The organism is Actinomadura citrea, from assembly GCF_013409045.1.
Taxonomy (GTDB): domain Bacteria; phylum Actinomycetota; class Actinomycetes; order Streptosporangiales; family Streptosporangiaceae; genus Spirillospora; species Spirillospora citrea.
Window position 1 is genome coordinate 8,763,258 of sequence record NZ_JACCBT010000001.1, and the last position, 25,286, is coordinate 8,788,543.

Annotated in this window: 26 protein-coding genes; 11 read left to right on the plus strand and 15 right to left on the minus strand. The window is 72.9% G+C overall.

The features are described from left to right. Positions 1-86 precede the first annotated feature (86 nt). Together BJ999_RS40140 and BJ999_RS40145 are read left to right on the plus strand one after the other, a co-directional pair. Entirely contained in the window at positions 87-3,161 is a 3,075-nt protein-coding gene (locus tag BJ999_RS40140; protein WP_179838057.1) for an AfsR/SARP family transcriptional regulator, read from the plus strand. Then, complete coding sequence (locus BJ999_RS40145) at positions 3,158-4,033, plus strand: arylamine N-acetyltransferase family protein (protein WP_179838058.1); 876 nt, start codon at positions 3,158-3,160, stop codon at positions 4,031-4,033. Before BJ999_RS40140 ends, BJ999_RS40145 begins: the two co-directional genes overlap by 4 nt. A 96-nt stretch (positions 4,034-4,129) precedes the next feature. On the opposite strand, the gene BJ999_RS40150 is transcribed toward BJ999_RS40145, so the two are convergent. Then, positions 4,130-6,859, minus strand: coding sequence for a helix-turn-helix transcriptional regulator (locus BJ999_RS40150; RefSeq protein WP_179838059.1), 2,730 nt, complete (start codon positions 6,857-6,859; stop codon positions 4,130-4,132). Positions 6,860-6,978: 119 nt separating this feature from the next. Here BJ999_RS40150 and BJ999_RS40155 point away from each other — a divergent pair, with 119 nt between their 5' ends. After that, complete coding sequence (locus BJ999_RS40155; RefSeq protein WP_179838060.1) at positions 6,979-7,536, plus strand: hemerythrin domain-containing protein; 558 nt, start codon at positions 6,979-6,981, stop codon at positions 7,534-7,536. Between the two features lie 47 nt (positions 7,537-7,583). Then, a complete protein-coding gene (locus BJ999_RS40160) occupies positions 7,584-7,772 on the plus strand; it encodes a hypothetical protein (protein WP_179838061.1) in 189 nt (62 codons plus the stop codon). Between the two features lie 15 nt (positions 7,773-7,787). Here the strand turns inward: BJ999_RS40160 and BJ999_RS40165 are convergent, their stop codons facing one another. Further along, positions 7,788-8,561: an MgtC/SapB family protein gene (locus BJ999_RS40165; protein ID WP_229810030.1), complete on the minus strand. Its 774-nt coding sequence runs from the start codon at positions 8,559-8,561 to the stop codon at positions 7,788-7,790. Between the two features lie 333 nt (positions 8,562-8,894). After that, positions 8,895-9,254 (minus strand): DUF3140 domain-containing protein, encoded by a 360-nt coding sequence (locus BJ999_RS40170; RefSeq protein ID WP_179838063.1) that lies wholly within the window; start codon positions 9,252-9,254, stop codon positions 8,895-8,897. Between the two features lie 180 nt (positions 9,255-9,434). Between BJ999_RS40170 and BJ999_RS40175 the strand changes: the two genes are divergently transcribed. Beyond that, positions 9,435-10,268, plus strand: coding sequence for a phosphoribosylaminoimidazolesuccinocarboxamide synthase (locus tag BJ999_RS40175; RefSeq protein ID WP_179838064.1), 834 nt, complete (start codon positions 9,435-9,437; stop codon positions 10,266-10,268). Here BJ999_RS40175 and BJ999_RS40180 read toward each other — a convergent pair. The 3 genes from BJ999_RS40180 to BJ999_RS40190 form a co-directional block, all read right to left on the minus strand. After that, positions 10,232-10,633 (minus strand): MerR family transcriptional regulator, encoded by a 402-nt coding sequence (locus BJ999_RS40180; protein WP_179838065.1) that lies wholly within the window; start codon positions 10,631-10,633, stop codon positions 10,232-10,234. The two genes, BJ999_RS40175 and BJ999_RS40180, sit on opposite strands and share 37 nt — an antisense overlap. A gap of 112 nt (positions 10,634-10,745) precedes the next feature. Continuing rightward, positions 10,746-12,083, minus strand: a complete 1,338-nt coding sequence (locus BJ999_RS40185) for a carbohydrate-binding protein (protein WP_229810031.1) — start codon at positions 12,081-12,083, stop codon at positions 10,746-10,748. Positions 12,084-12,248: 165 nt separating this feature from the next. Then, complete coding sequence (locus tag BJ999_RS40190) at positions 12,249-12,638, minus strand: YccF domain-containing protein (protein WP_179838066.1); 390 nt, start codon at positions 12,636-12,638, stop codon at positions 12,249-12,251. Positions 12,639-12,815: 177 nt separating this feature from the next. Between BJ999_RS40190 and BJ999_RS40195 the strand changes: the two genes are divergently transcribed. Beyond that, positions 12,816-13,484 (plus strand): HEAT repeat domain-containing protein, encoded by a 669-nt coding sequence (locus BJ999_RS40195; protein WP_179838067.1) that lies wholly within the window; start codon positions 12,816-12,818, stop codon positions 13,482-13,484. 6 nt (positions 13,485-13,490) lie between these two features. Then, complete coding sequence (locus BJ999_RS40200) at positions 13,491-14,495, plus strand: HEAT repeat domain-containing protein (protein WP_179838068.1); 1,005 nt, start codon at positions 13,491-13,493, stop codon at positions 14,493-14,495. A gap of 78 nt (positions 14,496-14,573) precedes the next feature. Here BJ999_RS40200 and BJ999_RS40205 read toward each other — a convergent pair whose 3' ends face one another. Then, the gene (locus tag BJ999_RS40205; protein ID WP_179838069.1) at positions 14,574-15,473 is read right to left on the minus strand and encodes an alpha/beta fold hydrolase; all 900 of its coding nucleotides are present in this window, start codon (positions 15,471-15,473) and stop codon (positions 14,574-14,576) included. A 249-nt stretch (positions 15,474-15,722) separates the two neighbouring features. Between BJ999_RS40205 and BJ999_RS40210 the strand changes: the two genes are divergently transcribed. Then, a complete protein-coding gene (locus BJ999_RS40210; RefSeq protein ID WP_179838070.1) occupies positions 15,723-16,487 on the plus strand; it encodes a tetratricopeptide repeat protein in 765 nt (254 codons plus the stop codon). A gap of 28 nt (positions 16,488-16,515) precedes the next feature. Here the strand turns inward: BJ999_RS40210 and BJ999_RS40215 are convergent, their stop codons facing one another. The 3 genes from BJ999_RS40215 to BJ999_RS40225 all read right to left on the minus strand — a co-directional run bounded on the left by BJ999_RS40215 (position 16,516) and on the right by BJ999_RS40225 (position 18,735). Continuing rightward, positions 16,516-17,790 carry an RNA polymerase sigma factor gene (locus BJ999_RS40215; RefSeq protein WP_179838071.1) on the minus strand — a complete coding sequence of 425 codons (1,275 nt, stop codon included), beginning with the start codon at positions 17,788-17,790 and terminating at the stop codon, positions 16,516-16,518. Continuing rightward, positions 17,790-18,206: a YciI family protein gene (locus tag BJ999_RS40220; protein ID WP_179838072.1), complete on the minus strand. Its 417-nt coding sequence runs from the start codon at positions 18,204-18,206 to the stop codon at positions 17,790-17,792. The genes BJ999_RS40215 and BJ999_RS40220 overlap by 1 nt, the downstream gene beginning before the upstream one ends. Before the next feature lie 133 nt (positions 18,207-18,339). Then, on the minus strand, positions 18,340-18,735 hold the full coding sequence (locus tag BJ999_RS40225) for a YybH family protein (protein ID WP_179838073.1): 396 nt from the start codon (positions 18,733-18,735) through the stop codon (positions 18,340-18,342). Positions 18,736-18,788: 53 nt separating this feature from the next. Between BJ999_RS40225 and BJ999_RS40230 the strand changes: the two genes are divergently transcribed. Continuing rightward, positions 18,789-19,148, plus strand: a complete 360-nt coding sequence (locus BJ999_RS40230) for a winged helix-turn-helix transcriptional regulator (protein WP_179838074.1) — start codon at positions 18,789-18,791, stop codon at positions 19,146-19,148. On the opposite strand, the gene BJ999_RS40235 is transcribed toward BJ999_RS40230, so the two are convergent. Then, complete coding sequence (locus tag BJ999_RS40235; RefSeq protein WP_179838075.1) at positions 19,149-19,898, minus strand: tRNA(His) guanylyltransferase Thg1 family protein; 750 nt, start codon at positions 19,896-19,898, stop codon at positions 19,149-19,151. Positions 19,899-20,012: 114 nt separating this feature from the next. Then, a complete protein-coding gene (locus tag BJ999_RS40240; RefSeq protein ID WP_179838076.1) occupies positions 20,013-21,038 on the minus strand; it encodes a nitronate monooxygenase in 1,026 nt (341 codons plus the stop codon). 68 nt (positions 21,039-21,106) lie between these two features. Here BJ999_RS40240 and BJ999_RS40245 point away from each other — a divergent pair, with 68 nt between their 5' ends. Continuing rightward, the gene (locus tag BJ999_RS40245; RefSeq protein WP_179838077.1) at positions 21,107-22,015 is read left to right on the plus strand and encodes an NAD(P)-dependent oxidoreductase; all 909 of its coding nucleotides are present in this window, start codon (positions 21,107-21,109) and stop codon (positions 22,013-22,015) included. Between the two features lie 73 nt (positions 22,016-22,088). Here the strand turns inward: BJ999_RS40245 and BJ999_RS40250 are convergent, their stop codons facing one another. Both BJ999_RS40250 and BJ999_RS40255 read right to left on the minus strand, forming a co-directional pair. Continuing rightward, positions 22,089-22,826: a GntR family transcriptional regulator gene (locus tag BJ999_RS40250; protein WP_179838078.1), complete on the minus strand. Its 738-nt coding sequence runs from the start codon at positions 22,824-22,826 to the stop codon at positions 22,089-22,091. 95 nt (positions 22,827-22,921) lie between these two features. After that, the gene (locus tag BJ999_RS40255) at positions 22,922-23,332 is read right to left on the minus strand and encodes a nuclear transport factor 2 family protein (RefSeq protein WP_179838079.1); all 411 of its coding nucleotides are present in this window, start codon (positions 23,330-23,332) and stop codon (positions 22,922-22,924) included. Between the two features lie 81 nt (positions 23,333-23,413). On the opposite strand from BJ999_RS40255, the gene BJ999_RS40260 reads away from it, so the two are divergent. Beyond that, a complete protein-coding gene (locus BJ999_RS40260) occupies positions 23,414-24,205 on the plus strand; it encodes a helix-turn-helix domain-containing protein (RefSeq protein ID WP_308427178.1) in 792 nt (263 codons plus the stop codon). Here BJ999_RS40260 and BJ999_RS40265 read toward each other — a convergent pair. Continuing rightward, on the minus strand, positions 24,183-25,277 hold the full coding sequence (locus BJ999_RS40265; RefSeq protein ID WP_179838080.1) for an NAD(P)-dependent alcohol dehydrogenase: 1,095 nt from the start codon (positions 25,275-25,277) through the stop codon (positions 24,183-24,185). The genes BJ999_RS40260 and BJ999_RS40265 overlap by 23 nt on opposite strands. Between the last annotated feature and the right edge of the window lie 9 nt (positions 25,278-25,286).

Consider the following 25,286-nt stretch of genomic DNA (forward strand, 5'->3'; position numbering starts at 1 on the left):
CCTGGGATGTGCATTTCCTCCACACTCGTCCCGACCGCTACGGATGTGCTGCGGGTCCGTCCGTAGCGGTGGCTACGCTGGAGGCCGTGCGTTTCGGGGTGCTGGGGCCGCTCGCGGTGTGGACGGACGCCGGGGCGCCCGTGCGCGTGCCCGAGGCGAAGGTCCGCACGCTGCTCGCCGTCCTGCTCACCCGGCCCGGCCACCCCGTGTCCGTCGATCGGCTGATCGACGCGTTGTGGGGCGACCGGCCGCCCCGCAACGCGATCGGAACGCTCCAGGCCCGCGTCTCGCAGCTCCGCAGGGCACTGGAGGAGGGCGAGCCGGGCGGCCGGGGCCTCGTCGCCGCCCGTCCGCCCGGGTACGCGCTCGACGCCGGGCCGGACGCGGTCGACGCCGCACGGTTCGCGGCGGCGCTCGGCCGCGAGGCCGCCGATCCCCTCGCCCGCAAGCGGTTTCTCGGCGACGCGCTGGCGCTGTGGCGCGGCCCCGCCTTCGCCGACTTCGCCGACGCCGAGTTCGCCCGCACCGCGATCATCGAGTTGGAGGAGGGGCGGCTCGTCGCGCTGGAGCGGCACGCGCGGGCCCGGCTCGACCTCGGCGAGCACGCGGCGGTGGCGGCCGAGCTGGCAGCGCCGGCGGCCCGCCACCCGCTGCGCGAACCGCTTCAGGCCCTCCACCTGCGCGCCCTCCACCTGTCCGGCCGGCAGGGCGAGGCGTTCGCGGGCTACCACGCGCTGCGCGAGCGGCTCGCCGAGGAGCTGGGCGCCGACCCGGGCCCCGAGCTCGCGGAGCTCCACCGGGCGATGCTCGCGGAAGGCCCCGCCGCCCCGCCGCGTCCCGCTCCCCGGCTGCCCGCCGCGCTCGACGAGCTGATCGGCCGCGAGGACGCGGTCGATCAAGGCCGGGCCCTGCTGGCCGGGCACCGGCTGGTGACGCTCACCGGTCCGGGAGGCGTCGGCAAGACCCGGCTGGCCGTGGAGATCGCCTCCCGGTCGCTCGCCGACCATCCCGACGGGGTGTGGATGGTCGAGCTGACCGCGCCCGACGACGTGGCCGAGCAGGTCGCCTCCGTGCTGGGGCTTCGCGAGGAGCCCGGCGGGACCCCTCTCACGGACGCGCTGCGGGGGCGGCGGGCGCTGCTCGTCCTCGACAACTGCGAGCACGTGCTCGAACCCGCCGCCGAGCTCGCCGGGCGGCTCCTCGCCGCCGCGCCCGGGCTGCGCGTCCTCGCGACGTCGCGGGAACCGCTGGGGATCGCCGGGGAGCGGCTGCAGCTCGTCCCGCCGCTCGATCTGCCCGGTCCCGAGACCGCGCCGGACGGGCTGCGGGAGTCGAGCGCGGTCCGGCTTTTCGTCGCGCGGGCCGCGGCCGCGTGCCCCGGTTTCGCGCTGGACGCCGACACGGCGCCGTGGGTCGCGGCGATCTGCCGGCGCCTGGACGGGGTGCCGCTCGCACTGGAACTGGCGGCGACCCGCGTCCGCGCGCTCGGGGTGCGGGAGCTGGCGGCGCGGCTGGACGACCGCTTCCGGGTGCTGGCGGACGGGCGGCGCGGCGGCCCGGCCCGGCAGCGGACACTCCGCGCGGTGATCGACTGGAGCTGGGAGCTGCTCACCGGGCCCGAGCGGGTCGCGCTGCGGCGCCTCGCCGTCCACGCGGGCGGCTGCACGCTGGACGCGGCGGAGGCGGTCTGCGACACGGACGTCGACGTGCTCGCCCGGCTGGTCGACCGCTCCCTCGCCGTCCGGACGGAGGAGGGCCGGTACCGGCTGCTGGAGTCGGTCGCCGCCTACGCGCTGGAGCGCCTGCGGGAGGCGGGCGAGGAGGACGAGTTCCGGCACCGCCACGCCCTGCACTACACCGGCCTGGCCGAACATGCGGCGGAACGGCTGCGCGGGCCGGAACAGGGCCACTGGCTGAAGCGGCTCGACCATGAGGCCGCGAACCTGCGCGCGGCGCTGGGCAACGGCGCCGGAATCGGGTCGGTGAACGCGCTCGCCTGGTACTGGTACCTGCGGGGGCGCTTCGGGGAGGCCCGTCGCGCGTTCGCCGGCGCCCTGGCCGCCCACCCGCAGGCGTCACCGGCCAGAACCGAGGCGGCGACGTGGCTGACGGTCTTCACCATGCTGGCCGGCGAGGGCGTCGATTCGGAGGAGCTTCGGCAGACCGCCTTGGCCGACCATGACGATCCGTTCGCCAGGGCCAAGGCCGAGTGGCTGCTGAGCCATGTGCATTGGGCGTACGGGGATCTGGCCGTGAACAGGCGACGCGTCGACCGCGCCCTGACGGTGTTCCGGAAGCGGGAGGACCGCTGGTTCACGGCCGCCGCGCTCGCGACCCGGGCCAACCTCGCCCTCGGGCACGGCGATCTGGTCGCGCTGGAGCGGGACGCGGTCGAGAGCGTCGCGCTGTTCGCCGAGCTCGGCGACCCGTGGGGGCGGCTGGAGGCGTCCGACGCGCTCGTCCGGCGCGCCGAGATCGCCGGGGACTACGCCGAGGCCGCGCGGCTGCTCCGCGAGGGGCTCCGGCTGGCCGAGGAGTCGCGGATGTGGCCGGAGACGTCGTTCCGGCTGTCCGGCCTCGGCCGCGTCGCGCTCCTCACCGGCGCCCTCGGCGAGGCCCGCGACCTGCACGAGCGGGCACTGGACCTGGCGCGGCGGCACATGGCGCGGTCGGCCGAGGAGTTCGCCGAGGTCGGGCTCGGCCTCGTCGCCCGGGCCCGCGGCGACCTCGACGCCGCCGAGAGGCACCTGCGCGCCCGGCTCGACTGGCTGCGCGGCATCGGCGGGACGGCGGGCCTGGCGTTCGTGCACGCCCAGCTCGGCTTCGTCGCCGAGGAGCGCGGCGACGCGGTACGGGCGCTGGCCCTGCACACCGAGGGGCTCGCCGCCGCCCGCGCCGTCGGCGACCCGCGCGCGATCGCGCTCGCGCTGGAAGGGCTGGCCGGGGCGCGGTCCCTGGCGGGCGAGCACGCGGCCGCGGCCAGGATGCTCGCCGAGGCGGACGGGCTCCGCGCGGCTGCCGGGGCCGCGCTGCCGCCCGCCGAGCGGCGCGACGTCGACCGGATCGCCGGGAGGATCCGGGACGCCTCCGGTGTTGTCGCCGATACCGGCGAATCGCCATCACCGGGGGAATCGTCATCACCGGGGGAAAGGGAGCCATGAGCGAGGATCTCGGCTACGGATGGCAGGGCGAGCTGCTCGACCTGCCCGCCTACCTGAAGCGGGTCGGCCACGACGGCGACCCGGCCCCGACCGCCGCGACGCTGCGGGCCCTGCACCGCGCGCACGTCACGTCCATCCCGTTCGAGAACCTGGAGATCATGCTCGGGCGGCCGATCGACCTGTCGCTGGACGCCGTCCAGGCGAAGCTGGTCGAGCGCCCGCGCGGCGGCTACTGCTACGAGCACAACCGGCTGTTCGCGGCGGTGCTGGAGAGGCTCGGGTACGAGGTCACGGCGCTGGCGGCGCGGGTGACGCTGGGGGCGGCGAAGATCCTGCCCGCCACGCACGCGCTCCTGCACGTCCGCCCGCCGGACGCGTCGCGGGACGAGCCGGCGTGGCTGTGCGACGTGGGGTTCGGCGCAGGCCCGCTGGAGCCGCTGCGGCTCGTGGACGGTGAGGAGGCCGTCCAGGACGGCTGGGGCTTCCGGCTCCGGCGCGGCCGCACCGTCACCACCTGGACGCCGGACACGGCGGAATGGGAGCTGCACCAGCGCGGCCCGGACAGCTGGGTCCAGCGGCACACGTTCGTGCAGAACGAGGTGTTCCGCATCGACTTCGAGGTGGGCAGCCACTACGTCTCGACCAGCGCGCGTTCCCCGTTCACGACCCGCCCCTTCGCGCAGAGGTTCTCGTCCGACTCCCTCCGTGTGCTGGACGGGGTGAAGCTGACCGTCACCCGCCCGGACGGGAGCGTCGAGACCCGCACGCTCGCCCCCGAGGACCTGCCGGGGACGCTGGGCGAGGACTTCGGAATCGTGCTGGAGGGTGGGGACGCGGATCGGCTCGTCGAGTTCGTGCGCGCGAGGAGCTAGCCGCAAGGCCGTTCAGCTCGGCATCCGCGATGGGCGGGGGGACGTGGGATGCGCAGATCGGCCGCCATGTGGATCCGGCCGCGGATCAGCGCACGACTAGCCCAGGTCGAGGCGGGCGAGGGCCGCCCTCGTGGTGACGCCGAGCTTGGGATAGGCCTTGTAGAGGTGGTAGCCGACGGTCCGGGGGCTGAGGAACAGCTGCGCGCCGATCTCCCGGTTGCTGAGGCCCGTCGCCGCCAGCCGGGTGACCTGGAGTTCCTGCGGGGTGAGCCGGGCGGCGAGGTCGTCGCGGAAGGCCGCGTCGTCCTGCCCTGCGGCGAAGTTCTCCCCGGCGGCGCGCAGTTCGGCCCGGGCTCGTTCGGCCCATGGTGCGGCGCCGAGTCGCTCGAACGCCTCCAGTGCCGCATGCAGCCGCGCCCGCGCGTCGTTCCTGCGGCGTGACCTGCGGAGCCACTCCCCGTACAGCAACTCGGTGCGCGCCTGCTCGAACGGCGTCCTGCCCTCGCGGTGCAGATCGAGGGCCTTCGTGTACAGCGGGTCTGGGTCGTCCGGGGCCAGCAGGGCCGCGCAGCGTGCCGCTATGGCCTGCGCCCAAGGCTGCTGGGTCTGTGCGGCCCAATCGCCGTACCAGTCGGCGGCGTCCCGCGCGCGCTCTGGGACGCCGGCTCTGACGGCCGCCTCGACGAGGTCGGGCAGAGCGGCGATGGCGCCTTGCCGGCTGGGTCCGGCGACGACGTCGGCGAGACGTTCCAGGGCCGCGTCGTACCGGCCGAGCCCGAGGTCGAGCAGGCTGCGCGCGGCGGCGGCGTGCACGTTGCTCGGCGGGAGACCGCGTGACAGCGCCTCCTCCGTCAGCTCCAGGCAGCGCTCCTCGTCGCCCTGGATCGCGGCGAGCTGCCCCAGGCTGGTGTCGAGGTAGACGCGGATGCGGTGCTGGCCGGTGTCGGCGGCGATCCGCACGCCCTCCGTCGCGCCGGTCAGCGCGTCGCGGTGCCTGCCGAGCAGCAGGTCCGTCCGGGACCGGAGCATCAGGACGGGCGCGAGCAGCCCGATCGCGCCCCGGTCGCGGAAGCGACGCTCCAGTTCCGCCGCGACCTCGGCCGCGCCCCGCACGTCGCCGATCATGAGATGCCACATGCCCGCGCGGATCCGGTCGCGCGGCGCGTAGCAGGCGCCCATCGCGCCCATCAGCTCGCGCAGCGCCGCCACGCCGTCCGCCGGGTCGGCGTCCGCGAGCGGGTTCTGCCCGGCGAACACCCGGCTCAGCGCCCGCAGGTGCGGTGCGTTCGGGACGCCGAGGCGCACGCCCTCGGCGGCGATGCCGTCCATCGCGGCGAAGTCCCCGGCGTTGGCGGCCGCGGCCGCGGCCTGGAAGAACAGGTAGCCGGACGTGCGGGGATCGAGCCGCGTGACCGACGCCGCCGTCTCGGCGAACAGCCGGTGGGCGTCCCCCGCCCGGTCCTGCTCGTCGGCGAGGGACGCCCGGATCAGCGTCAGCTCCGCCCGCGCCAGCGGGTCCGGCAGGTCGGCCTCCGCCCGCGCCGCCAGCTCGACCGCGCGCTCGGGGAGCCCCGCGTCGGCCGAGGCCCGCGCCGCCGCGGCCAGCCGCCGGCCGCGCTCGGCCGGGTCCGGGGTGAGACCCGCGGCGGCCTCGTACATGGCGGCGACGGCCGCGTTGCCGCCCGCGTTCCGCTCGGTCTCGGCGGTCTTCTCCAGCACGGCCGCGACGCGCTCGTCGGGTTCCGTCACCGAGCGGGCCAGGTGCCAGGCGTGATGGCACACGTCGCCGCGTTCCAGGTACGCCTCCGCCAGCACCTGGTGGGCGGCCAGGCGCAGGCCGAGCGTCGCCTCCCGCACGGCGGCGGTGCGGATCAGCGGATGCCGCACCTCCAGCCGTCCGTCGGACGTGGTGCGCAGCAGGCCCGCGCGCTCGGCGGGCTCCAGGTCGTCGACGGAGGCGCCGACGGAGGCACCGGCCGTCGCGCCGAACCGGCACGCCGCCTTCACCACCACCCCCGCGTCGCCGAGATCGTCCACCCCCACCAGCAGGACGAGCCGCCGCGCCGGCTCCGGCAGCGCGGCGATCCGCTCGGCGAACGACCTCAGGATCCGCTCGTACGCCGACCCGTGCCCGCCCCGGCCCGGCAGTTCGAGCAGCGCGAGCGGGTTGCCCATCGCCCCGGCGAGGATCTCCCGCCGGACATGGCCGGGCAGGTCGGGGGCGCGTTCGGCCAGCAGTCCGGCCGCCGCGGTCCCGTCGAGGCCGCGCAGGCGCAGCTCCGGCAGCCCCTGCGCGACGAACTCCGGCGCGGCGCATTCCGGCGCGACCGCATCGCGGGCCGCGAAGATGACCGCGATGGGCTCGGCGTCGAGGCGGCGTGCGGCGAACAGCAGCGCCTCGGCGGACGAGCCGTCCATCCAGTGCGCGTCGTCGACCAGGCAGACGAGCGGCCGCTCCTCCGCCAGGTCGGACAGCAGCGTCAGCACCGCGAGCCCCACGAGGAACCGGTCGCTCTCGGCCTCCGGGCCCCCCATGTTGAGAGCCGCGCGCAGAGCCTCGGCCTGCGCGTCCGGCAGGCCGCCGATCCGGTCGAGGTGGCGGCCGAGCAGCAGGTGCAGGCCCGCGTACGGCATGCCGCTCTCGGTCTCGACGCCCGTCCCGCGCAGGACGCGCATCCCGTCCGCGGCGCCGGCGGCGTGGTCGAGGAGGGCGGACTTGCCGATCCCGGCCTCGCCGCGCAGCACGAGCGTCCCGCTGCGCCCGCCGCGGGCCCGGTCGAGGAGTCCGTCGATCGCGGCCAGTTCCCCGTCCCGCCCGTACAGCATGCGCTCACCCTACTCAGCCCGCCGCACCACCTGCTCGGCCCCGGATGGTTGAAGCCCTCACCTCGGGTATCGCCTCGATTCGAGCCGGACAGGAGTCGAACACCCACAGGAGGTCGGTCATGGCCGAGCAGGCCACCCAGGAGAACGTCGTCGATCTGCTGCTCGCGCAGCACGAGGAGATCCGCCACCTCGCCTCGACGGTGGAGAAGAACCACGGCAAGGTGCGCAAGGACGCCTTCGACCGGCTGCGCAGGCTCCTCGCCGTGCATGAGACCGCCGAGGAGGAGGTCGTCCACCCGTTCGCCCGGCGCGCCGCCGCCGACGGCTCCCGCGTGGTGGACGCGCGGCTGGAGGAGGAGAACAAGGCCAAGGGCGTCCTGTCGGACCTGGAGAAGATGGACCCCGAGTCCGCGGACTTCGTGGAGACGTTCGCCAGGTTCCACAGAGACCTTGAGGCGCACGCCTCGCACGAGGAGAAAGAGGAGTTCCCGCGCATCGCCCGCGAGGCCACGCCCGAGCAGATGCGCGGCATGGCCAAGGCCGTCAGGGCGGCCGAGGCGATCGCCCCGACCCATCCCCACCAGGGGACGGAGTCGCCCACCAAGAACCTCGCGGTCGGGCCGATGGCGGCCGTCGCCGACCGCGTCCGCGACGCCATCGGCAAGGCGCGCGGCTGACCCGCCCGGGGCGGCCCGCCGGGCCGTCCCCCCTTCGAGGAGGTGCGATGACCGACCGCAGGAACGACGAGGACAAGCCGCTCGCCGACCGGCGCGCCGAGGCCGGGGCGCCGCAGGAGGACGACGCCGACGTGGGGGCCGAGCACACGCCCGGCCCCACGGACCCGCCGATCGCCGAGGCCGAGACCCCGGGCGGCGAGGACGACGGCTACAGCCCGCAGACCGAGGTCCCCTGATCCGCCCGGGGCTCCCTACTCGCTGTCGTCGTCCTGGTCGGCTCCGACCGTGACGCCGACGATGTCCTCCAGTTCGCTCAGGACCGCGGCGAGTTCCGGGACCGAGCCCGTTCCCTCCAGCGTGAGCGTCACCACGGCGTTGCCGGGACGGCGCCGGTCGGGTTCGCGCCGGTCCCGGCGCTCGTCACGGCCGCGGTCGGAGTCGTCCGGCAGGTAGTCACGGTCGACGTTGACCTCCAGGATCACGAAACCGCGCTGCGTGGACTCCATCAGGACCTGCCGCAGCACGCCGTGCCCGTCCCGGTAGACGATCCTCATCCGCGCGACCCCGGCCCGGCGGTACCGCTCCAGCGGCAGCCTCTTCGTCAGGCCGCTCAGCCCGTAGACGACGAGGAAGTGGATCGCGGTGACCGCCACCGCGAGGACCGGCAGGCCGCCGCCGGCCGCCATGCCGACGGCCGCCGTCACCCACACGACGGCGGCGGTCGTGAGGCCGCGCACCGCGTCCCGGCGGACGAAGATCAGCCCGCCGCCGATGAAGCCGATGCCGGACACGATCTGCGCCGCCACCCGGGAGGGATCCAGCGAGACGTTCCCGGGGACGTTCTCGAATCCGTACTTGCTGACCAGCATGAACAGGGCCGCGCCTACGCCGACGAGGGTGTGCGTGCGCAGTCCCGCGCTCTTGTTGCGCAGCCCTCGTTCCAGCCCGATCGCGGCCGACAGCACCATGGCGAGCAGCAGCTCGCCCATCTCCACCCAACCCTGCCCGGGGGACAACTCGAACACCCTCGTACCACCCCTCCCTCTTCCGTTGTCGATCGGCGGCGTGCATCCGCCGGACATCCGCGGCCGCACAGCAGCAGACGGGAGGCCGCCCCGGACTCTCTCCGGGGCGGCCTCCGGCCTGCTGCTATGAGGGGTGCGAAGGCTTCTGGCCCGGCGGTGTCCCGCCGCCCTCGCCTCCTCCTCGGCTCCCCTTGTCGGTGCCGTGCGCGTGGCCCCTGGCCGCCGTCGACTTCGACTTCGGGGCGGTGGCCTCGGGCGCGGGCCCGTCCGTCACCGCGGTCCTCCCGGACCGGCGGATCTCGGGTTGCTGCGGGTTCGGCATGCTCTCGCCTCCTATGCCCTGGACGGCTGGGGACGCAGCGGGTCGTGCCCCACGCTCATCAGCGCGTGGCGCCACTCCTCGTCCCGTTCCACGTCCGGCGGCCGGTGGTCCAGCCGGTCCTCCACGTAGTCGACGACCTCCTGCATCACCTCCCCGTCGCTTTCGGTCAGGTCGACCTTCCGCTTGCGCAGCACGTCCACCACGCGGGCTCCCAGCTCCGAAACCCCGGGCCCCTGGCCGTCGGCCGGGAACGCCTCCTCGCCGGACGCGTCCGTGAGCAACCAGATGCGCAGTTCGTCGGAGGTCATGTTCACGAGCCGGTGGAAGTCCTCCCACGCCAGCTCCACCTCGGGCGATACGCGGTTGTTCATAGCAAAACTCCCTGTACGCGTTCATGCCCGCCGTACCCGGAGACCGCTGCCCCATTCGTCCCAGCTTGCGTTACTTGCAGACAGAATCACACGCGGCCCGCCGCGGGCCGGAGGCGCCGCGGGTGGCGGGGCGGCGTTGTGGAAGACTCCTACCGGCACGGCGGCTAGATGGGGAGCGTCATGGAGTTGGTCCACTCGGGCAAGGTCAGGGACGTCTACGCGGACGGCGACGATCTGATCCTCGTCGCGTCCGACCGGGTGAGCGTCTACGACGTCGTCCTGCCGACCCCGATCCCCGACAAGGGGAAGATCCTCACGCAGCTGTCCCTCTGGTGGTTCGAGCGGCTCGCCGACATCATCCCGAACCACGTCGTTTCGGCCACGGACGTGCCGGAGGAGTGGGCCGGGCGCGCCATCCGCTGCCGCCGCCTCACCATGCTCCCCGTCGAGTGGATCGCGCGCGGGCACCTCGCCGGGCTCGGCCTGAAGGAGTACCAGAAGTCGGGCACGGTCTCGGGCGTCTCGCTGCCCGAGGGCCTGACCGAGGCGTCCCGGCTGCCGGAGCCGATCTTCACTCCGACCACCAAGGCCACCGAGGGCCACGACGAGTTCATCACCTACGACGACGTGGTCCGCGAGATCGGCGACGACACCGCCGAGCGCCTCAAGGACGTCACCCTGGAGATCTACGGGCGCGGCGCCGCCCTCGCCGCCGAGCGCGGCATCATCATCGCCGACACCAAGCTGGAGTTCGGGCGCGCCGCCGACGGGACCCTCGTCCTCGGCGACGAGGTGCTCACGCCCGACTCCTCCCGCTTCTGGCCTGCCGACCAGTGGGTGCCCGGCCGTCCGCAGCACTCCTTGGACAAGCAGTTCGTGCGCGACTGGAGCAGCACGCTCGACTGGGACCGCACCCCGCCCGGCCCCGCCATCCCCGACGAGGTCGTGGAGGCCACCCGCGCCCGCTACACCGAGGTCTACGAGCGCCTGACCGGCACCGCCTGGACCTCCTGAGGCCCGGGCGCGCAGCCGGGGCAGGACCGGGCGAGCCGCCCCGCCACCTCGGCGCGGCGCCCGATGAGCGCGCGGATCTCCGCGTCGATCTCGGCGAGCGCGCGCTGGTAGACCGCGACCGACTCGGGGCACGCGGCGCCGTCGGCATGGCCGGCGCGCAGGCAGTCGAGGAACGGGCGCGTGTCGTCCAGCGTGAAGCCCGTGTCCAGCAGCGCGCGGATCTGTGCGACGAGCCGCAGGTCGGACTCCTCGTACTCGCGGTAGCCGTTGGCCGCGCGCCGCGCCGGCAACAGGCCCTGCTGCTCGTAGTAGCGCAGCATGCGGGTGCTCACACCCGCGCGGGCGGCCAGTTCCCCGATCCGCATCGGCCCCTCCTCGTCTTCGTAGGCCGACGCTACTCCTTGACACCGCCGTCAACGTCAAGGGCCGTAGCGGGTGGGCCCGGCGGACGCCGCCGGGCCCACCCGGGTCAGGCCGTCAGCGTCCCTGGAGGCCGCGGACGTTGTCGCCGAACGTCCAGTTCTTCGACCCGTCCCAGTTGACGGACCAGGTCATCAGGCCCTTCAGCCGGCCGTTGAAGTGGTTCCACGCCTGGCCGACGAGGCCCGGCGACATGTAGCCGCCGCCCGCGCCCGGCTGCGCGGGAAGGCCCGGGGCCTGCTTGTCGTAGGGGACCTTGATGGTGGCGCCCTGGACGGTGAGGCCGTTGTTCAGGCACTCGGTCTGCTTCACGAAGCCCTCGACCGTCCCGGCGGAGTAGGAGTCGCCCGAGCAGCCGTACATGCTGCCGTTGTAGTACTGCATGTTCAGCCACCACAGCCGGCCGTCGTCCGCGTACTTCTTGACGATCGGCAGGTAGGCGCCCCAGATGGAGCCGTAGGTGACGCTGCCACCGGTCACGTACGCGGTCTCCGGCGCCATCGTGAGCCCGAAGTTGGACGGCATCTGGCCGAGGACCCCGTCGATGATGCGGACCAGGTTGGCCTGCGACGCCGACAGCTGGCCGATGTTCCCGCTGCCCGACAGCCCCGTCTCGATGTCGATGTCGATCCCGTCGAAGTTGTACTTCTTCAGGATCGGCACGACCGTCTGGACGAACCGGTCGGCGACGGTGCTGGAGCTGAGGTCGATGCCCGCGGCGGCTCCGCCGATCGACATCAGGATGGTCGCGCCCGCCGCCTTCGCCGCGCACATCTGGGCGGGGGTGGAGACCTTGACCGTCGCGTCCATGCCGTCCTCCCACAGGACGGTGCCGTCCGAGCGGATGACGGGGAACGCCGCGTTGATCACGTTGTAGCCGTGCTGCTTGATCACCGGGTTGTCGATCGGCGTCCAGCCGAAGGGCGGGTGGACGCCGTTGGACGCGCCGTCCCAGTTCTCCCAGTAGCCCTGGAGGATCTTGCCGGCGGGCTTGGACTTCACCGCGCAGGTCTCGTCCCCGCCGGGCGGCGGGGTGGTCGGCGGGGCCGTGGGCGGGGTGGTGGGCGGCTCGGACGTGTCGCAGGTGCCCAGCTCACGCCACAGCGTGGCGGTGGACGCGGGGTTCCATCCGGCGCCCGGGTAGGCGGTGTGGGCGACGATCGCCTCGTAGCCGTGGCCGCTGTAGACGACCTTGTCGCCGACCTTGTAGGAGGTGCCCTCCGCCCAGGCCGGATACGTGCAGGCGACCGCGGAAGCGGGCTGGGCCGACGACGGCGCGGACACCGCGACCAGCGTGCCGAACGACAGGACGGCCGCGGCGGCGCCCGAGGCCAGCGCGGCACCGGCCGCGCGTGTGAAGGGTCTGTGCTTGAAGCGCGCGTGCTTGGGCTTCACGGGGACGACTCCTCAGCTGAGCGGGACAGAGGAGCCGGTGCAGGAGCCGAACAAGTCCCGTGGGGACGGGACTCTCCCAGAGCAAGGCACATACGACCGGCGTGGACGCCAGTTAGAGGGTAACCGTCCCGTCCGAGCCCGTGAAGCCCTCGAAAGGGCGGCCGTTCAGAAGGTCGCGGTGCGGTCCGACGGGACGATCTCCTGACCCAGCGGGGTGAGCGAGATCGGGATCAGCTTGAAGTTGGCGATGCCGAACGGGATCCCGATGATCGTGATGCAGAGGAGGACCCCGGTGACGAGATGCCCGAGGGCCAGCCACCACCCCGCGAAGACGATCCAGATGATGTTCCCCAGCAGCGAGCCCGCGCCCGCGTCCCGCCTGGGGACGGTCGTCCGGCCGAACGGCCACAGCGCGAAGCCCGCGATGCGGAACGAGGCGATGCCGAACGGGATGGTGATGATGAGGATGCAGCAGATCAGTCCGGCGACCACGTAGCCCATCGCCATCCAGAAGCCCGCCAGGACCAGCCAGAGGACGTTCAACAACGTGCGCACGAGTTCCCCCCGAGAGTAATCAGATGCTGTTATTTCACACCGTCCTCATGCTCAAACCGGCGGGCGGTGTGAAGAAGACCGTTGGACGCCCCGTATCGCCCCTGCGCCGTCCCGGCTCGACCGCGCTTGACCTTGACACAGTGACAAGCTCTTCACTGCGACCAGGGAGGTGGTCCGATGACCATGCCACAACAGGACGCGGACACGGTTCGAGTTCTCCGGGGGCTGGAGAACAGCGACGCCTCGGTGCGGCTGCGGGCGGCGATGGCGGTCGGAACGGCCCCTGACCCGGGGTTCGTCGACAAGCTCATCGAACGGTGCGCGGTCGAATCCGAGTTCTTCGTGCGCGACATGCTCACGTGGGCTCTGACCCGCCACTCGTCATCGACGACGGTTCCCAAGCTCATCGACGAACTCCGCTCGGAGCGGGCGCAGGCGCGAAGCCAGGGGTTGCACACGCTGTCCAAGGTCGGGGACCCGCGGGCGTGGCCGGCGATCACGCGGGAGCTGCTGACCGACGCCGACGACGAGGTGGCGCGGAGCGCCTGGCGGGCCGCGGTCGTGCTCGTACCCGAAGATGAGGAACCCGGGTTGGCCGCGGTCCTGGCCACGCAGCTCGGGCGCGGTGAGCGCCCGATGCAGCAGAGCCTCAGCAGGGCGCTGATCGCGCTCGGTGAGGTGATCCTGCCGGTTCTGCGCGCCGCGATGACGGCTCCCGAACCCCGCGTGCGGGCGCACGCGATGGCCACGGAACGCCTGTTGCGCGATCCGGACGCCGGATTCGAGTTCGCCATCGAGGAGGCGAAGCGCATCGTGGCCCTCGGCACGACCGGCCAGGAGGAGTGACGGGCGATGCTGATCGGCGATGTGGCGCGACGGTCCGGGGTGAGCGCGCGCATGCTCAGGCATTACGAGTCGCTCGGCCTGGTGCGGCCGACGGGGCGTACCGGCGCCGGCTATCGCGAGTACTCCGGCGAGGACATCCGGCGGATCTTCCACATCGAGAGCCTGCGGTCGTTGGGGCTGTCGCTGCGCGAGGTCGGGCGTGCGCTCGGCGATCCCGACTTCGCCCCCGCGGAGCTCGTCGACGACCTCGTCCGCCGGACGCGGGAGCGCATCGCACGCGAGACGGAGCTGCTCACGCGACTCCGCCGGATCGATGCCGCGGAACCCGCCGGCTGGGAGGACGTCCTCCACATCGTCGCACTCCTCCACGCGTTGGGGTCGGAAAGCGCAGGGAAGCGCCAGCGCGCGGCCCTGTCCTCGGTCGAAGAGGTTCCGGTGCCGGTGGACGCACTGGTCGAGGCGGCATTGAGCGAGACCGACACGAACGTGGCCGGAGCCCTTCGATGGGCACTGGCGCGATCGGGCGACAGCGCGTTGGCGCCGCTGGCGGAGGCCCTCGGCTCACCGGATGCCGAGGTGCGGAGACGGGCCGTTCAGTCCATGGCCGAGATTCCGAGCGAGCGGGCGACCGCACCGCTGCGGGACGCCCTCACGAGCCCTGACCTCGTGGTCCGCAGACACGCGGCCCTGGCGCTCGGAGCACGGGGAGTGGAGGACGCCGTCCCGACGCTGATCGACATGATCGTCGAGGAGGCGAACGACGTCGACGCGGCCGACGCGCTGAGCACGCTGGCGAGCCGCCCCGCCCTGGCGGATCAGATCGCCACCAGGCTCGTCGACCACCTCGCCCAAGCCACCGTCGATTCGTCCGCCCGCCGACGCCTGACACAGGCCCTCGCGGACATCCCGGGAGCCAAGGCGTCCCGCGCCCTCGCGGACCTGGCCCAAGACGAGGACCGCGCCGTCGCGCTCACCGCGACCTACATCCTGGGGATACGCAACACACGCTGACGGAGCCGCCCGAGATGCTGAGCCGATCGGCTACCGCACGGCGTGGTGGCCGCCGTGGAGCAGGGCCTCCTCGGCTGATCAGCCGTCGCCGGCGACCTTGGCGGTGACTCGCTGAACGGCCTTGACGGCGGCCTCGGGCTGTTCGAGGTAGATGTAGTGCCCGCTCTTGGGAGCGGTGCTCAGCTTGCTGCGGCTGGACAGGGCGAGCCACGCGCGCTGTCCGGCGGACCATGACCGCTCCAGGCGCGGCCCGTAGGTGGGGATGGCCGCGAGGTACGGCTTCCCGTGCTTGATCACCTCTACCGGGATGTTCCCGGCGGAACCGACCTTCCCGTCGGTGATGGTGAGCTTCTCCGGGTTCTGCCCCTGGAAGATCGCGAGGTTCTGCGCGCGCACCTCGGCCGCGGGCCCCTTGGCGGACGCGGGGATCGCCCTGGTGATGTCCTCGACCATCGTCGGCGGTGTGGCGTCCATCAGGACCAGCCCCTTGACCCTGTCCCGGTGGTCCGGTGCGTACCTGGCGGCGATCAGTCCACCCAGCGAGTGTCCGGCCAGGACGACCGGACCGTCACCGGCGATCCGGTCGAGCACTCCGGTCAGGACCTTGCCGGTGCTGGAGAAATCCTGCGGACCATCCGGGGGGTCGCTCTTGCCTGCGCCGAGCCTGTCGTAGGAACAGACCCGGTCGTCCTTGCTCAGCTCCTTCTGGGTGGCGGCCAGCTTGTCCAGCCCGTCGCCCCCTCCGTGCATCAGGACGATGACCGGCTTGCCCTTCACCGCGTCACCCGCACAGGACACGTTCACCGACTTGCCGCCGACCTCGATCTTCTCGGTGCCCGTGATCAGGTCGCCTTTCGGCTTGCCGCTGGAGAACAGGCCTCCGTCCGCCATCGAGTCGCCCTCGCAGCCCGCGAGTCCCGCGCCGACGACGGTGCAGCACGCTGCGGCGATGGCGGCCGTCTTGATCTTGCGGATCATGTCTTCTTCTCCAGGAGGGAATTGCCGCCGTGATTCACTTGGCGGTGCGGCGGGAGGCGCGGCCGAAATGCCGCGACCACCGCAACGCTAAGGAATCGGCGGCACACGATTCGTCACCGCTCAGTGGACAATCTCCGGTAGCTCGGATGGGGGACAGATCCGCCGCCCCAGACGCACGTCGCCCGGAGTGTGTTGGAACCGTTCTGGGGCCGGACCAGTCCGATCGTGGTGATCACGGAAGGGGACCGCGTGGAGACGGGTAGTGGAGAGGCCGAGTTCCAGGAGGCGGAGTCGCTTCAGGAGCAGGGGCAGGTGCGGGAGGCCGAACGACTGTTCAGGGTCGCCGCCGAGGCGGGGCATGTCGACGCCATGCTCGAACTCGGTGTCCTGGTCGTGGAGCGGGACGAGGGGGAGGCCGAGCGGTGGTGGCGCGCGGCGGCCGACGCGGGCGATCGCGTCGGGCAGCTCAACCTCGGCATCCTCTGCTCGGGCCAGGGGCGGGACGAGGAGGCCGAAGGCTGGTATCGCAAAGCGGCCGAGGCGGGCGAGATGGGCGCACGGCACAATCTCGGGCTGCTGCTCATCGGTCGCCGTGACGTGCAGGCAGCCGCCGAGCAGTTCCGTGTCGCGGCCGAGGCCGGGCTCACCGATTCGATGACCAACCTCGGGCTGGCACTCGGTGAGATGGGCCGGGCGGAGGAATCCGAGGAATGGCTTCGGCGCGCCGCTGAGAAGGGCGACGGCCGTGCGCTCAGTGCGCTCGCCAACCATCTCTGGTCCCAGGACCGGCGCGAGGAGGCCGACGAGTGGTGGGAGAAGGGAGCGGCGGCGGGTGACCCGGACTCCCTGTTCAACCTCGGCGTCCGTTGCGAGCACAAGGACGACATGGCCGGGGCCGAGGAGTACTTCCGCAAGGCCGGCCAGGCCGGGCATCGGCGTGGCGCGGCGAGGGCGACGGCCGTGGCGCGCGGAGTCCGCGCGAATGGCGCCCCCTACATGCCCGGCCTGTTCTGACCAACCGCAAGGCCCGCCGCGTCTTCTTTCAGGGGAGGGCGGTGAGTTTGTGTTGGAGAAGGGTGCGTTCGCGTTCGTTGGCTGCCATTTTCATGGCTCGTTCCAGTTCGGTGCGTGCTTCTTCGGGGCGGCCCAGGCGGGTGAGGAGTTCACCTCGGACGCTCGGGAGGAGGTGGGAGTTCGCGAGGGCGCCGGAGGCCGCCAGGTCGTCCACGATGGGGAGGGCGGCGGCCGGGCCCTTCGCCATGGAGACCGCCACGGCCCTGTTGAGGTCGACGACCGGGGACGGCGCCAGGCGGCCCAGGGCCTCGTAGAGGAGGACGATCCGGCCCCAGTCGGTTTCGGCGACCGAGGGGGCGAGGGCGTGGCATTCGGCGATCGCCGCCTGGAGGCCGTAGGGGCCCAGGCCACGGCCTGCCTTCTCGGCGCGGGACAGGGCGGCGCGTCCTCGGTGGATCGCGGCGGCGTCCCAGCGGGTGCGGTCCTGGTGCTCCAGGAGTACCGGCTCGCCGTCCGGGGCGGTACGGGCGGGGAAGCGCGCGGCGGTCAACTCCAGCAGCGCCAGCAGGCCGTGGGCCTCCGGCTCGTCCGGCATCAGCCGGGCCAGGACGCGGGCCAGGCGCTGCGCCTCGCCCGCGAGGTCGAACCGGATCAGCTCGCCGCCCGAACTGGCCGTGGAGCCCTCGGTGAAGATCAGGTAGACGACGTTGAGAACGGAGGGAAGGCGCCCGGCCCGTTCTCCGGCCGGTGGTACCCCGAACGGCACCCGGGCCGCGCCGAGGGTCTTCTTCGCGCGGGTGATCCGGGCCTGGACGGTCGCGGTCGGGACGAGGAAGGCTCGGGCGATCTCGTCGCTCGTCAGGCCGCCGACCACGCGTAGCGTCAGCGCGACCCGCGCCTCCCGCGACAGGACGGGGTGGCAGGAGACGAACATGAGCGCGAGCACGTCGTCGTCGATCTGGTCGGGGTCCCAGAGCACGTCGTCGTCCTTCTCGGGCGGGCGGCCGGTGGCGGCGCCGCCCTCGTCCAGGTCGTGGGCGAGGGCGGCGTACCGTTCGTCGAGGGCGGAGCGGCGGCGGAACGCGTCGATCGCCCGCCGCCGGCCCACGGTGAGCAGCCACCCCGACGGATTGCGGGGGACGCCGTCGCGCGGCCAGGTCACGAGCGCCTCGGCCAGCGCCTCCTGGGCGAGATCCTCGGCCAGCGCGAAATCGCCGGTGTAGCGGGCGAGCGCGCCGACGATCCGCGCCGACTCGATCCGCCAGACGGCGGCGACGGCCTCGCGTCCGGTGGGGTCGCCCATCACAGCTGGCCGGTGGCCTCGCGCCAGGCCCGCTCCTTCTTGATCCACTCGTTGTCCTGCGGGAACTCGTCGATGGTGGGGACGCGGCGGATCTCGGTCTTGAAGCCGGCACCGCCCGGCGCCCGCCTGGCCCACTCGACGGCCTCCTCCTTCGAGGCCACGTTGAGGATGTAGAACCCGCCGAACAGCTCCTTCGTCTCGCCGTACGGGCCGTCGGTGACCGCGGGCGGCTCGGAGGAGTGGTCGACGACCACGCCCTCGGACGGGTCGTCGAGGCCTTCCGCGGCCAGCAGCACGCCGGCCCGGATCAGCTCCTCGTTGAACCGGCCCACGGTCTCGATCATCTCGGCGTGGTCCGTGTTCGCCATGCCCGCGTAGGCCTCGTCGGTCGCCCGCATGATCAGCATGTACTTCATGTTCGCTGTCTCCCTGTCCGTCCGGGCCCCTCCGCAGGGACCCTCTCACCCTTAGGTCGAATGGAGGACGGCTCAATCAACACGGCCTCCAAGAATCTTTCCCGGATGCCTGTACTTCGCACATCATCCCTGGTCACGTCGGCCGCCCGGCGGTCGCCGCCGTGCCGAAGGGGTTGTCGACGACGTAGCGCCAGCGGCCGTCCGGGCCCCGGCGGGCGACGTCGGTCGCGGTGCCCTCGACGCGGACCGGGCCTTCGTCCCCCCGGCCTTCGATCACCCAGTCGACGATCAGGAGGGCGAGGTCGCCGGCGGTGTAGACGTGGCGGGGGGCGACCTTGACCGGCATGCCGAGGGCCAGGAAGCGGGCGTTGGCGGCGTGGGCGTCGGCGCCGGTCAGCGGGGTGCCCGGTGCGGGGACGAAGACCGCCCCCTCCTCGTACACCTCGGCGACCGCCGCCGGGTCGCCGCTGTTGAAGCGGTCGGCGAACACGTACGGGACGTCCTCGGGGAGTTCGGCCAAGGGGCGCATCGTCGTCCATCCTGTAGACAAGGTCGGGACGCGAAACGCTAGGAGGCGCCCTCGTGACTCACCAAACGGTCAGCCACCCGGGGCTGCCCGACGATCCGCGCGCGGACGCGGCGGAGCCCACGCCGTCCTGTCCGGTGGAGATCACCCTCGACGCGCTGCGCGGGCGCTGGACGACGCTGGTGATCCGCGAGCTTCTGCGGGGCGACCGCTCGTACAGCGAACTGCGGCGGTCCCTTCCGGCCCTGTCCGACAAGGTGCTGGCCGACCGGCTGGCCCACCTCGTCCAGGCGGGCGTCCTCGGACGGGAGAGAACGGCCGGGTGGCCGCCGCGCACGCACTACGCGCTCACTCCGCAGGGCCGCCGCCTGGGCCCGGTGCTCCAGGCGCTGTGGGACTGGGGCGCCGAGGCGTAGTCAGGCGGGCGGCCGCAGGACCGCTCCGAGGTGGTCACGGTAGGCGTCATCATGCGGGAGGTCGCGTTCGGTGCGGATACGGCGGCGGGTGGTGGTCACGTACGTGTCGCGGATCGGGTCGTGGCCCGTCTTCTCGTACGTCTCCCACCAGAGGCCGATGCCCTCTCGCTGCCAGGCCGGGACCTCGTTGAAGTTCACGCCGCGCGCGAGGAGCAGCTTCTTCTTGTCGGCGGCGGAGGCCCGCTCCAGCTCGCGGGTCGCCCTCCGCGCGGACAACCCCTCCTTGCGCAGCGTCCAGTAGCTCCAGGTGTTCACGGCGCAGCGCGCCGCGTCGGCCCGGCGCCAGATCAAGTAGGCGACGACGTCGCCGAGGGAGGTGCCCATCCAGACGCGGCCGTCGAAGACGGCGGGTGCTCCGGCGGCGTGGGTGAAGGCGGCGGTGGCGATGCCCGCCGACAGTGAGACGAGCTTCTCCACCTCGCGGCCGAACAGGTCGAAGGCGGGGTCGAGGACGACGGAGATCTCGTCGCTCTCGGTGTAGGCGTACCGTCCGCCGAGCTCGGTGAGCAGGGTCGCCGCGGTGTCGACCATGAGGTCGGAGAAGCGCGGGTCGAAGGGCTTGTCGAAGTTGGCCTCGGTGTAGCGGGAGAAGGATCGGCCGTCCACGCGGACGACGGCCCAGGCGCCGGGGAGCAGGGTCAGGGAGTGGAACCACTCGCGGGCGCGCATGCGCGCTTCAAGATCCTTCATCGGGGGGCTCCTCGGATCGGGCGGCGGAGTCGCCTGAGCGTGGCATGGATTCCGACGTCCGGCACCTGAATTACGGCGGCCAGGACGCGTTGCGGTCCCCTCCGAGCTCGTGCGTCAGGCGGAGGCCAAGGCCGCTACCAGCGTGGCGGCGGGGGATTCGGTCGTCTCTCGGAACGACTCGCCTGCCCAGAGGTTGACGCTGTCCGGGTTGCCCTGGGCGGCGGACGCGCGGCGCAGGGGCGCCGTCACGTAGTGGACGTCCGGGTACGCGGCGGGAGCGTCCCCCGAGTGCTCGGTGAGAAAGCGGTTGATCAGGCCCCGCGCGGGCCGTCCGCTGAACGCCCTGGTCATCGCGGTCGAGGTGTAGCCGGGGTCGGTGAGGGCGGCCTTGTGGACGGCGCCGGCACCGCTCTCCGGGCACCGCAGGAACGCCGTCCCGAGCTGGGCGGCGACGGCGCCGAGGGAGAGGATCTCGGCGACGTCGGCGGCCGTGGCCAGGCCCCCGGCGCCGATGAGGGGCTGCCGAGTGATCTTTTGGACGGCCGGGAGCAGCGCCCGCAGCGGCAGCGGGTCGTCGAGGGAGTTGGTGAACGAGCCCCGGTGGCCTCCGGCCTCCAGGCCCTGGAGGCAGAGCGCGTCGGCGCCGGACGCCTGGCGGGCCTCGTCCACGGAGGTCACGGTGACGACGACGGTGGCGCCGCGGTCCCTGAGGGCGCGGATGACGTCCGGGGTCGGGCAGCCGAACGTGAAGCTGACGACCGCGGGCGGGTCGGACACCAGGTCGGCGATCTTCGCGTCGTAGGCGTCGTCGCGGGCGCCCGGGGTGCCCGGCTCCACACCGAGGCGCGCGGCCTCGGGGGCGAGGAGTTCGCGGTAGGCGGCGACGGCGGCCGGGTCGATCTCGTCCAGGGACGGCATGAAGACGTTCACCCCGAACGGGCGGGACGTCAGCTCGCGCGTGGCGGCGATGTCGGCGCGCATGGCCTCGGTCGTCCGGTAGCCGGCGGCGAGGAAGCCGAGGCCGCCCGCGTTCGAGACGGCGGCGGCCAGCTCCGGCGTCGACGGCCCGCCCGCCATCGGGGCCTGCACGATCGGCAGTTCCGTCCGCACGGCGCTCACCTCGGTCCGACTCCTGGTCATGCTCGCACGATAATCGCGGGGGACACCGGGTGGTGACGCCGGGGTCGCAGAGAGAGAAGAGGGTCGGCATGCGGGTGCTGCTGCACTACGACAGGGAACACGAGGAGCCCGGTCTCGACATCGTGAGCTGCTCGGAGCAGGACGACGCGCGGTTCGCCGAGCTGCTGCCGGACACCGAGGTGCTCTGGCACGTGCTGCACCCGGTGACGGCCGCCGACATGGACCGGGCGCCGCGGCTGAGGCTGATCCAGAAGCTCGGAACGGGCGTGAACACCATCGACCTGGACGCCGCGGCCGAGCGGGGGATCGCGGTCGCGAACATGCCGGGCCGCAACGCGCAGGCCGTCGCGGAGACGTCGCTGCTGCTGATGCTGGCGGCGCTGCGGCGGGTCGTCCCGTTCGACGCGCGGACGCGGCGCGGCGAGGGGTGGCCCGCCGACCGGTCCCTGATGGGCGGTGAGCTGGCCGGACGGACGGTCGGGCTCCTCGGCGGCGGCGAGATCGCGACCCTGCTGCGCGGGATGCTGGAGGCGATCGGGGCGACCGTCCTCTACACGACGCGGCGGCCCCGGCCTGAGGATCCCGCCTGGCGGGAGCTGGACGAGCTGCTGCGCGCCGGCGACATCGTGTCGGTGCACATCCCGCTGACGGACGAGACCCGTCATCTGCTGGACGCCGGGCGGCTCGCGCTGCTGCCGGAGGGCGCGATCGTGGTCAACACGGCGCGCGGCGCGGTGATCGACGAGAAGGCGCTGGTGGCGGCGCTGGCGTCGGGGCATCTGGGCGGCGCCGGGTTGGACGTCTTCGAGGAGGAGCCCGTGGACGCGGGGAATCCGCTGCTGGCCCTCGACAACGTGGTCGTCATGCCGCACGTCGCGTGGCTGACGCGCGAGACGTGGGACCGCTACTTCGCGGTCGCCGCGGAGAACTGCCGCCGCCTCGCGCGCGGCGACGGCCTCCTCCACCGGGTCCGGTAGCGTCCCCGTGCTGCCCGGCGGCGACGGCTCCAGCACCGCCCACCGCACGTCGGTCGGGCTGGTTCGCGGACGGCTAGGTCACGGAGCGGCGCGAGGTCTCATGTCCAAGGTGGATGCGGTACCGGTCGGCCCGGTAGGTCGAGAAGGTGACCTCGGCGCAGGTCCCGCGGCTGAACGTCCGCCGACGCAGGAAGAACACGGCATCGCCCTGCGCGATGCTCAGCGGCCCGGCTTCGCCGCGATCCGCCGGGCCCGCCTCGATCGTCTGGTCGCCCTCGTCCATGACGATTCCGAACTCGCCCTCCAGCACCTTGGACAGGGAGCCGCGGGGGGCGCGGCGCTCGAACAGGTCGGGCGCGAGGGACACCGGGATGTGCGCGCGCTCCATCGCCATGGGTTCGCCGTCGGCGAGCCGCAGGCGCTCCAGGACGTGCACGGCGACTCCTGGCGCCGCGCCGAGGAGCGCGGCCAGCCGGGCGTCCGCCTCGATCGTGCGAGCGTCGAGGTCGACGCACGCGGGCCTCAACCCGAGGGCGTGCATGTCCTCGGTGAAGGACACCAGTTCCCTTGCCATCCGCACCTTCGGGCGCGCAACGACCATGCCCTCGCGGGGGATGCGCCGAAGCCGGCCCTCGGCGACGAGCCGGTCGATGGCCTGCCGGACGGTCGCCCGCGACACTCCGAACCTTCGGCACAGCTCCCGTTCGGACGGGACGAGCGCGTCCACCGGCAGCCGGCCCCCTTCGATCATGTCCAGCAGGATGGCGCGAAGCTGGAGGTACTTCGGCAGGGATCCGGAGGAATCGATCACCTAGCATGCATATCCGATCACCGCACCCGGTCGCCAGACGTCACCGGGCGCCGCCTGGTCGTTGCGTCCTGTGCGGCTGGGTAGCGACCAGCGGGTCAGGCGGGAGCGGGCTCCCACCAGGTGAGGTTGGCGGCGGCCTGGGCCACCGGCTCGATGATCTCCCACGCCTCGGCGATCAGCCCGTCGTCGACCCGCCAGATGTCGACGACCGCGATCTCCGGCCCGTCCGGGAGCCGCCGCCGCGTGTGCAGCACCACGTGGTCGCCGTCGGCCAGCAGGTGGCGGATCTCCACCTGCATGCCGGCGAGCGGGGTGAGCGCCGCCTGCACGGCGGCGAGCCACTCGGTCTTGGTCGAGGAGGTCGCGTCCGGCCGGTGGTGCACGAAGCCGTCGCTGAGCAGCGGTCGCAGCCCGTCGGTGCTGCCCGTGGTGATCAGTTCCGACAGCGCCCGCTGAACGGTGTCCTTGTTGGTCATGTCCTTGTCGGTCATGTCTTTGTCGGTCATGGACGCAGTGTTTCGGCGGTCGCGGCGGGTTGTCGATGAAGTCCCGTTTCATGGCGTCCAGCTCCACGATGAGTACTCTCGATGACCATGCACACGGTCGGGGAGCTCCTGCGGCAGTGGCGGCATCGCCGGCGGCTCAGCCAGCTCGACCTCGCGATCGCCGCCGATGTCTCGGCCCGGCACGTCAGCCTCGTCGAGACGGGGAAGTCCAACCCGAGCGCCGCCATGGTGCTGCGGCTCGCGGACCAGCTCGACGTGCCGCTGCGCGACCGCAACCGGCTGCTGCTCGCGGCCGGCTTCGCGCCCCGGTACGCCGAACGGCCGCTCGACGACGACGCGCTGTCCGCCGCCCGGAACGCCGTCGAGCGGGTGCTGCGCGCGCACGAGCCGTATCCGGCGCTGGCGTTCGACCGCCGCTGGAACCTCGTCATGACCAACCGCGCCGTCGACCCGTTCCTCGCCGAGGTCGACCCCGAGCTGCTCCGGCCGCCGGTCAACCTGCTGCGCCTCGGCCTGGACCCGCGCGGCCTCGCCCGCCTGGTCGTCAACCTGTCCGACGTGCGCGCGGTGTTCCGCTCCCGGGTCAGGCGCCAGCTCGCCGCCGCGCCCGACCCCGGACTCGCCGCCCTCTACGAGGAACTGCTGGAACCCGGTCCCGAGGACGCGCCGGCCGATGCCGACGTCACGATCCAGATGATCGTCCGCATCGGGGGACGGGAGCTGCGGCTGTTCTCCACCATCACCACGTTCGGCACTCCCCTGGACATCACGCTGGACGAGGTCGCCATCGAGTCGTACTACCCGGCGGACGCCGAGAGCGCCGCCTACTTCGAGGACCCCGGGAGGGGGCTCACGGGATCAGGACGGGCTTGACGACCTTGCCGGACGTCGTGTCCGCCTCCGCCTCGTTGATCTGGGCGAGCGGGTAGGCCGTGACGAGCCGGTCGAACGGGAAACGGCCCTGCCGCCACATTTCGATCATCCGCGGGATGAACGTGTGCGGGACGGCGTCGCCCTCGATGATGCCCTTGACCGTCCGTCCCATGAGCAGGAGGTTCGCGTCCAGCCGGTATTCGGCGGCGCCGACCCCGACCAGGCCGCAGACGCCGGTGGTGCGCAGCGACGCCACCGCCGTCGAGACGACCCCGGGGACGGCGGTGGAGTCGAGGGCGTACTGCACGCCCTCGCCCCCGGAGATCGCCCGGATCTGTCCCGCGATGTCGTCGTCCGCCCCGTTGAGAACGTGGGTGGCGCCGAGCTCGCGGGCCAGGTCGAGCCGGGACTCGTGCAGGTCGAGGGCGACGATCGTGGAGGCGCCCGCGATCCGCGCGGCCATGACGGCGGCCAGCCCGACCGCGCCCGCGCCGAAGACCGCGATGCTGTCGCCCGCGCGGACGCCGAGCGAGATCAGCACGGAGCCGGCGCCGGTCTGCACGCCGCAGCCGAGCGGCCCGAGCACGTCGAGGGGGACGTCCTTGACGACCGGCACGACGTTGTGCGCGGTCCCGAGGGCGTGGCTCGCGAACGACGACTGCCCGAACCAGCGCGTGTGGACGGGTTCGCCGCCGGGACCGGTGGCGCGGGGCGTCCCGTCCAGCGGCATCGCGAGCATGTTGAGCGCGGTCATCTGCGGGCAGGCGCCCGGCCTGGCGGCGCGGCAGTTGGCGCACCCCCCGCACGAGTCGAACGACATGACCACGTGGTCGCCGACGGTGGGGCCGGTGACGCCGGGGCCGACCGCCTCGACCACGCCGGAGCCCTCGTGCCCGAGCACGACCGGCTTCGTGACGAGGTCTCCGGGGATGCGGCCGAGCATGTCGGTATGGCACATCCCCACGCCCGCGACCTTGACGAGGATCTCGCCGGGCCCGGGGTCGGCGAGGTCGAGCGACTCGATCGTGTAGGGGGCGTCTGCGGCGCGCAGCACCGCGGCTTCGATCTGCACCGGGGGTTC

Excerpts from the sequence above, each read along its gene's own strand:
- BJ999_RS40145 (WP_179838058.1), top strand. The coding sequence starts at position 3,158 with ATGAGCGAGGATCTCGGCTACGGATGGCAGGGCGAGCTGCTCGACCTG.
- BJ999_RS40150 (WP_179838059.1), bottom strand. The coding sequence starts at position 6,859 with ATGCTGTACGGGCGGGACGGGGAACTGGCCGCGATCGACGGACTCCTC.
- BJ999_RS40155 (WP_179838060.1), top strand. The coding sequence starts at position 6,979 with ATGGCCGAGCAGGCCACCCAGGAGAACGTCGTCGATCTGCTGCTCGCG.
- BJ999_RS40160 (WP_179838061.1), top strand. The coding sequence starts at position 7,584 with ATGACCGACCGCAGGAACGACGAGGACAAGCCGCTCGCCGACCGGCGC.
- BJ999_RS40170 (WP_179838063.1), bottom strand. The coding sequence starts at position 9,254 with ATGAACAACCGCGTATCGCCCGAGGTGGAGCTGGCGTGGGAGGACTTC.
- BJ999_RS40175 (WP_179838064.1), top strand. The coding sequence starts at position 9,435 with ATGGAGTTGGTCCACTCGGGCAAGGTCAGGGACGTCTACGCGGACGGC.
- BJ999_RS40180 (WP_179838065.1), bottom strand. The coding sequence starts at position 10,633 with ATGCGGATCGGGGAACTGGCCGCCCGCGCGGGTGTGAGCACCCGCATG.
- BJ999_RS40195 (WP_179838067.1), top strand. The coding sequence starts at position 12,816 with ATGACCATGCCACAACAGGACGCGGACACGGTTCGAGTTCTCCGGGGG.
- BJ999_RS40200 (WP_179838068.1), top strand. The coding sequence starts at position 13,491 with ATGCTGATCGGCGATGTGGCGCGACGGTCCGGGGTGAGCGCGCGCATG.
- BJ999_RS40205 (WP_179838069.1), bottom strand. The coding sequence starts at position 15,473 with ATGATCCGCAAGATCAAGACGGCCGCCATCGCCGCAGCGTGCTGCACC.
- BJ999_RS40215 (WP_179838071.1), bottom strand. The coding sequence starts at position 17,790 with ATGGGCGACCCCACCGGACGCGAGGCCGTCGCCGCCGTCTGGCGGATC.
- BJ999_RS40220 (WP_179838072.1), bottom strand. The coding sequence starts at position 18,206 with ATGAAGTACATGCTGATCATGCGGGCGACCGACGAGGCCTACGCGGGC.
- BJ999_RS40225 (WP_179838073.1), bottom strand. The coding sequence starts at position 18,735 with ATGCGCCCCTTGGCCGAACTCCCCGAGGACGTCCCGTACGTGTTCGCC.
- BJ999_RS40235 (WP_179838075.1), bottom strand. The coding sequence starts at position 19,898 with ATGAAGGATCTTGAAGCGCGCATGCGCGCCCGCGAGTGGTTCCACTCC.
- BJ999_RS40240 (WP_179838076.1), bottom strand. The coding sequence starts at position 21,038 with ATGACCAGGAGTCGGACCGAGGTGAGCGCCGTGCGGACGGAACTGCCG.
- BJ999_RS40245 (WP_179838077.1), top strand. The coding sequence starts at position 21,107 with ATGCGGGTGCTGCTGCACTACGACAGGGAACACGAGGAGCCCGGTCTC.
- BJ999_RS40255 (WP_179838079.1), bottom strand. The coding sequence starts at position 23,332 with ATGACCGACAAAGACATGACCGACAAGGACATGACCAACAAGGACACC.
- BJ999_RS40260 (WP_308427178.1), top strand. The coding sequence starts at position 23,414 with ATGACCATGCACACGGTCGGGGAGCTCCTGCGGCAGTGGCGGCATCGC.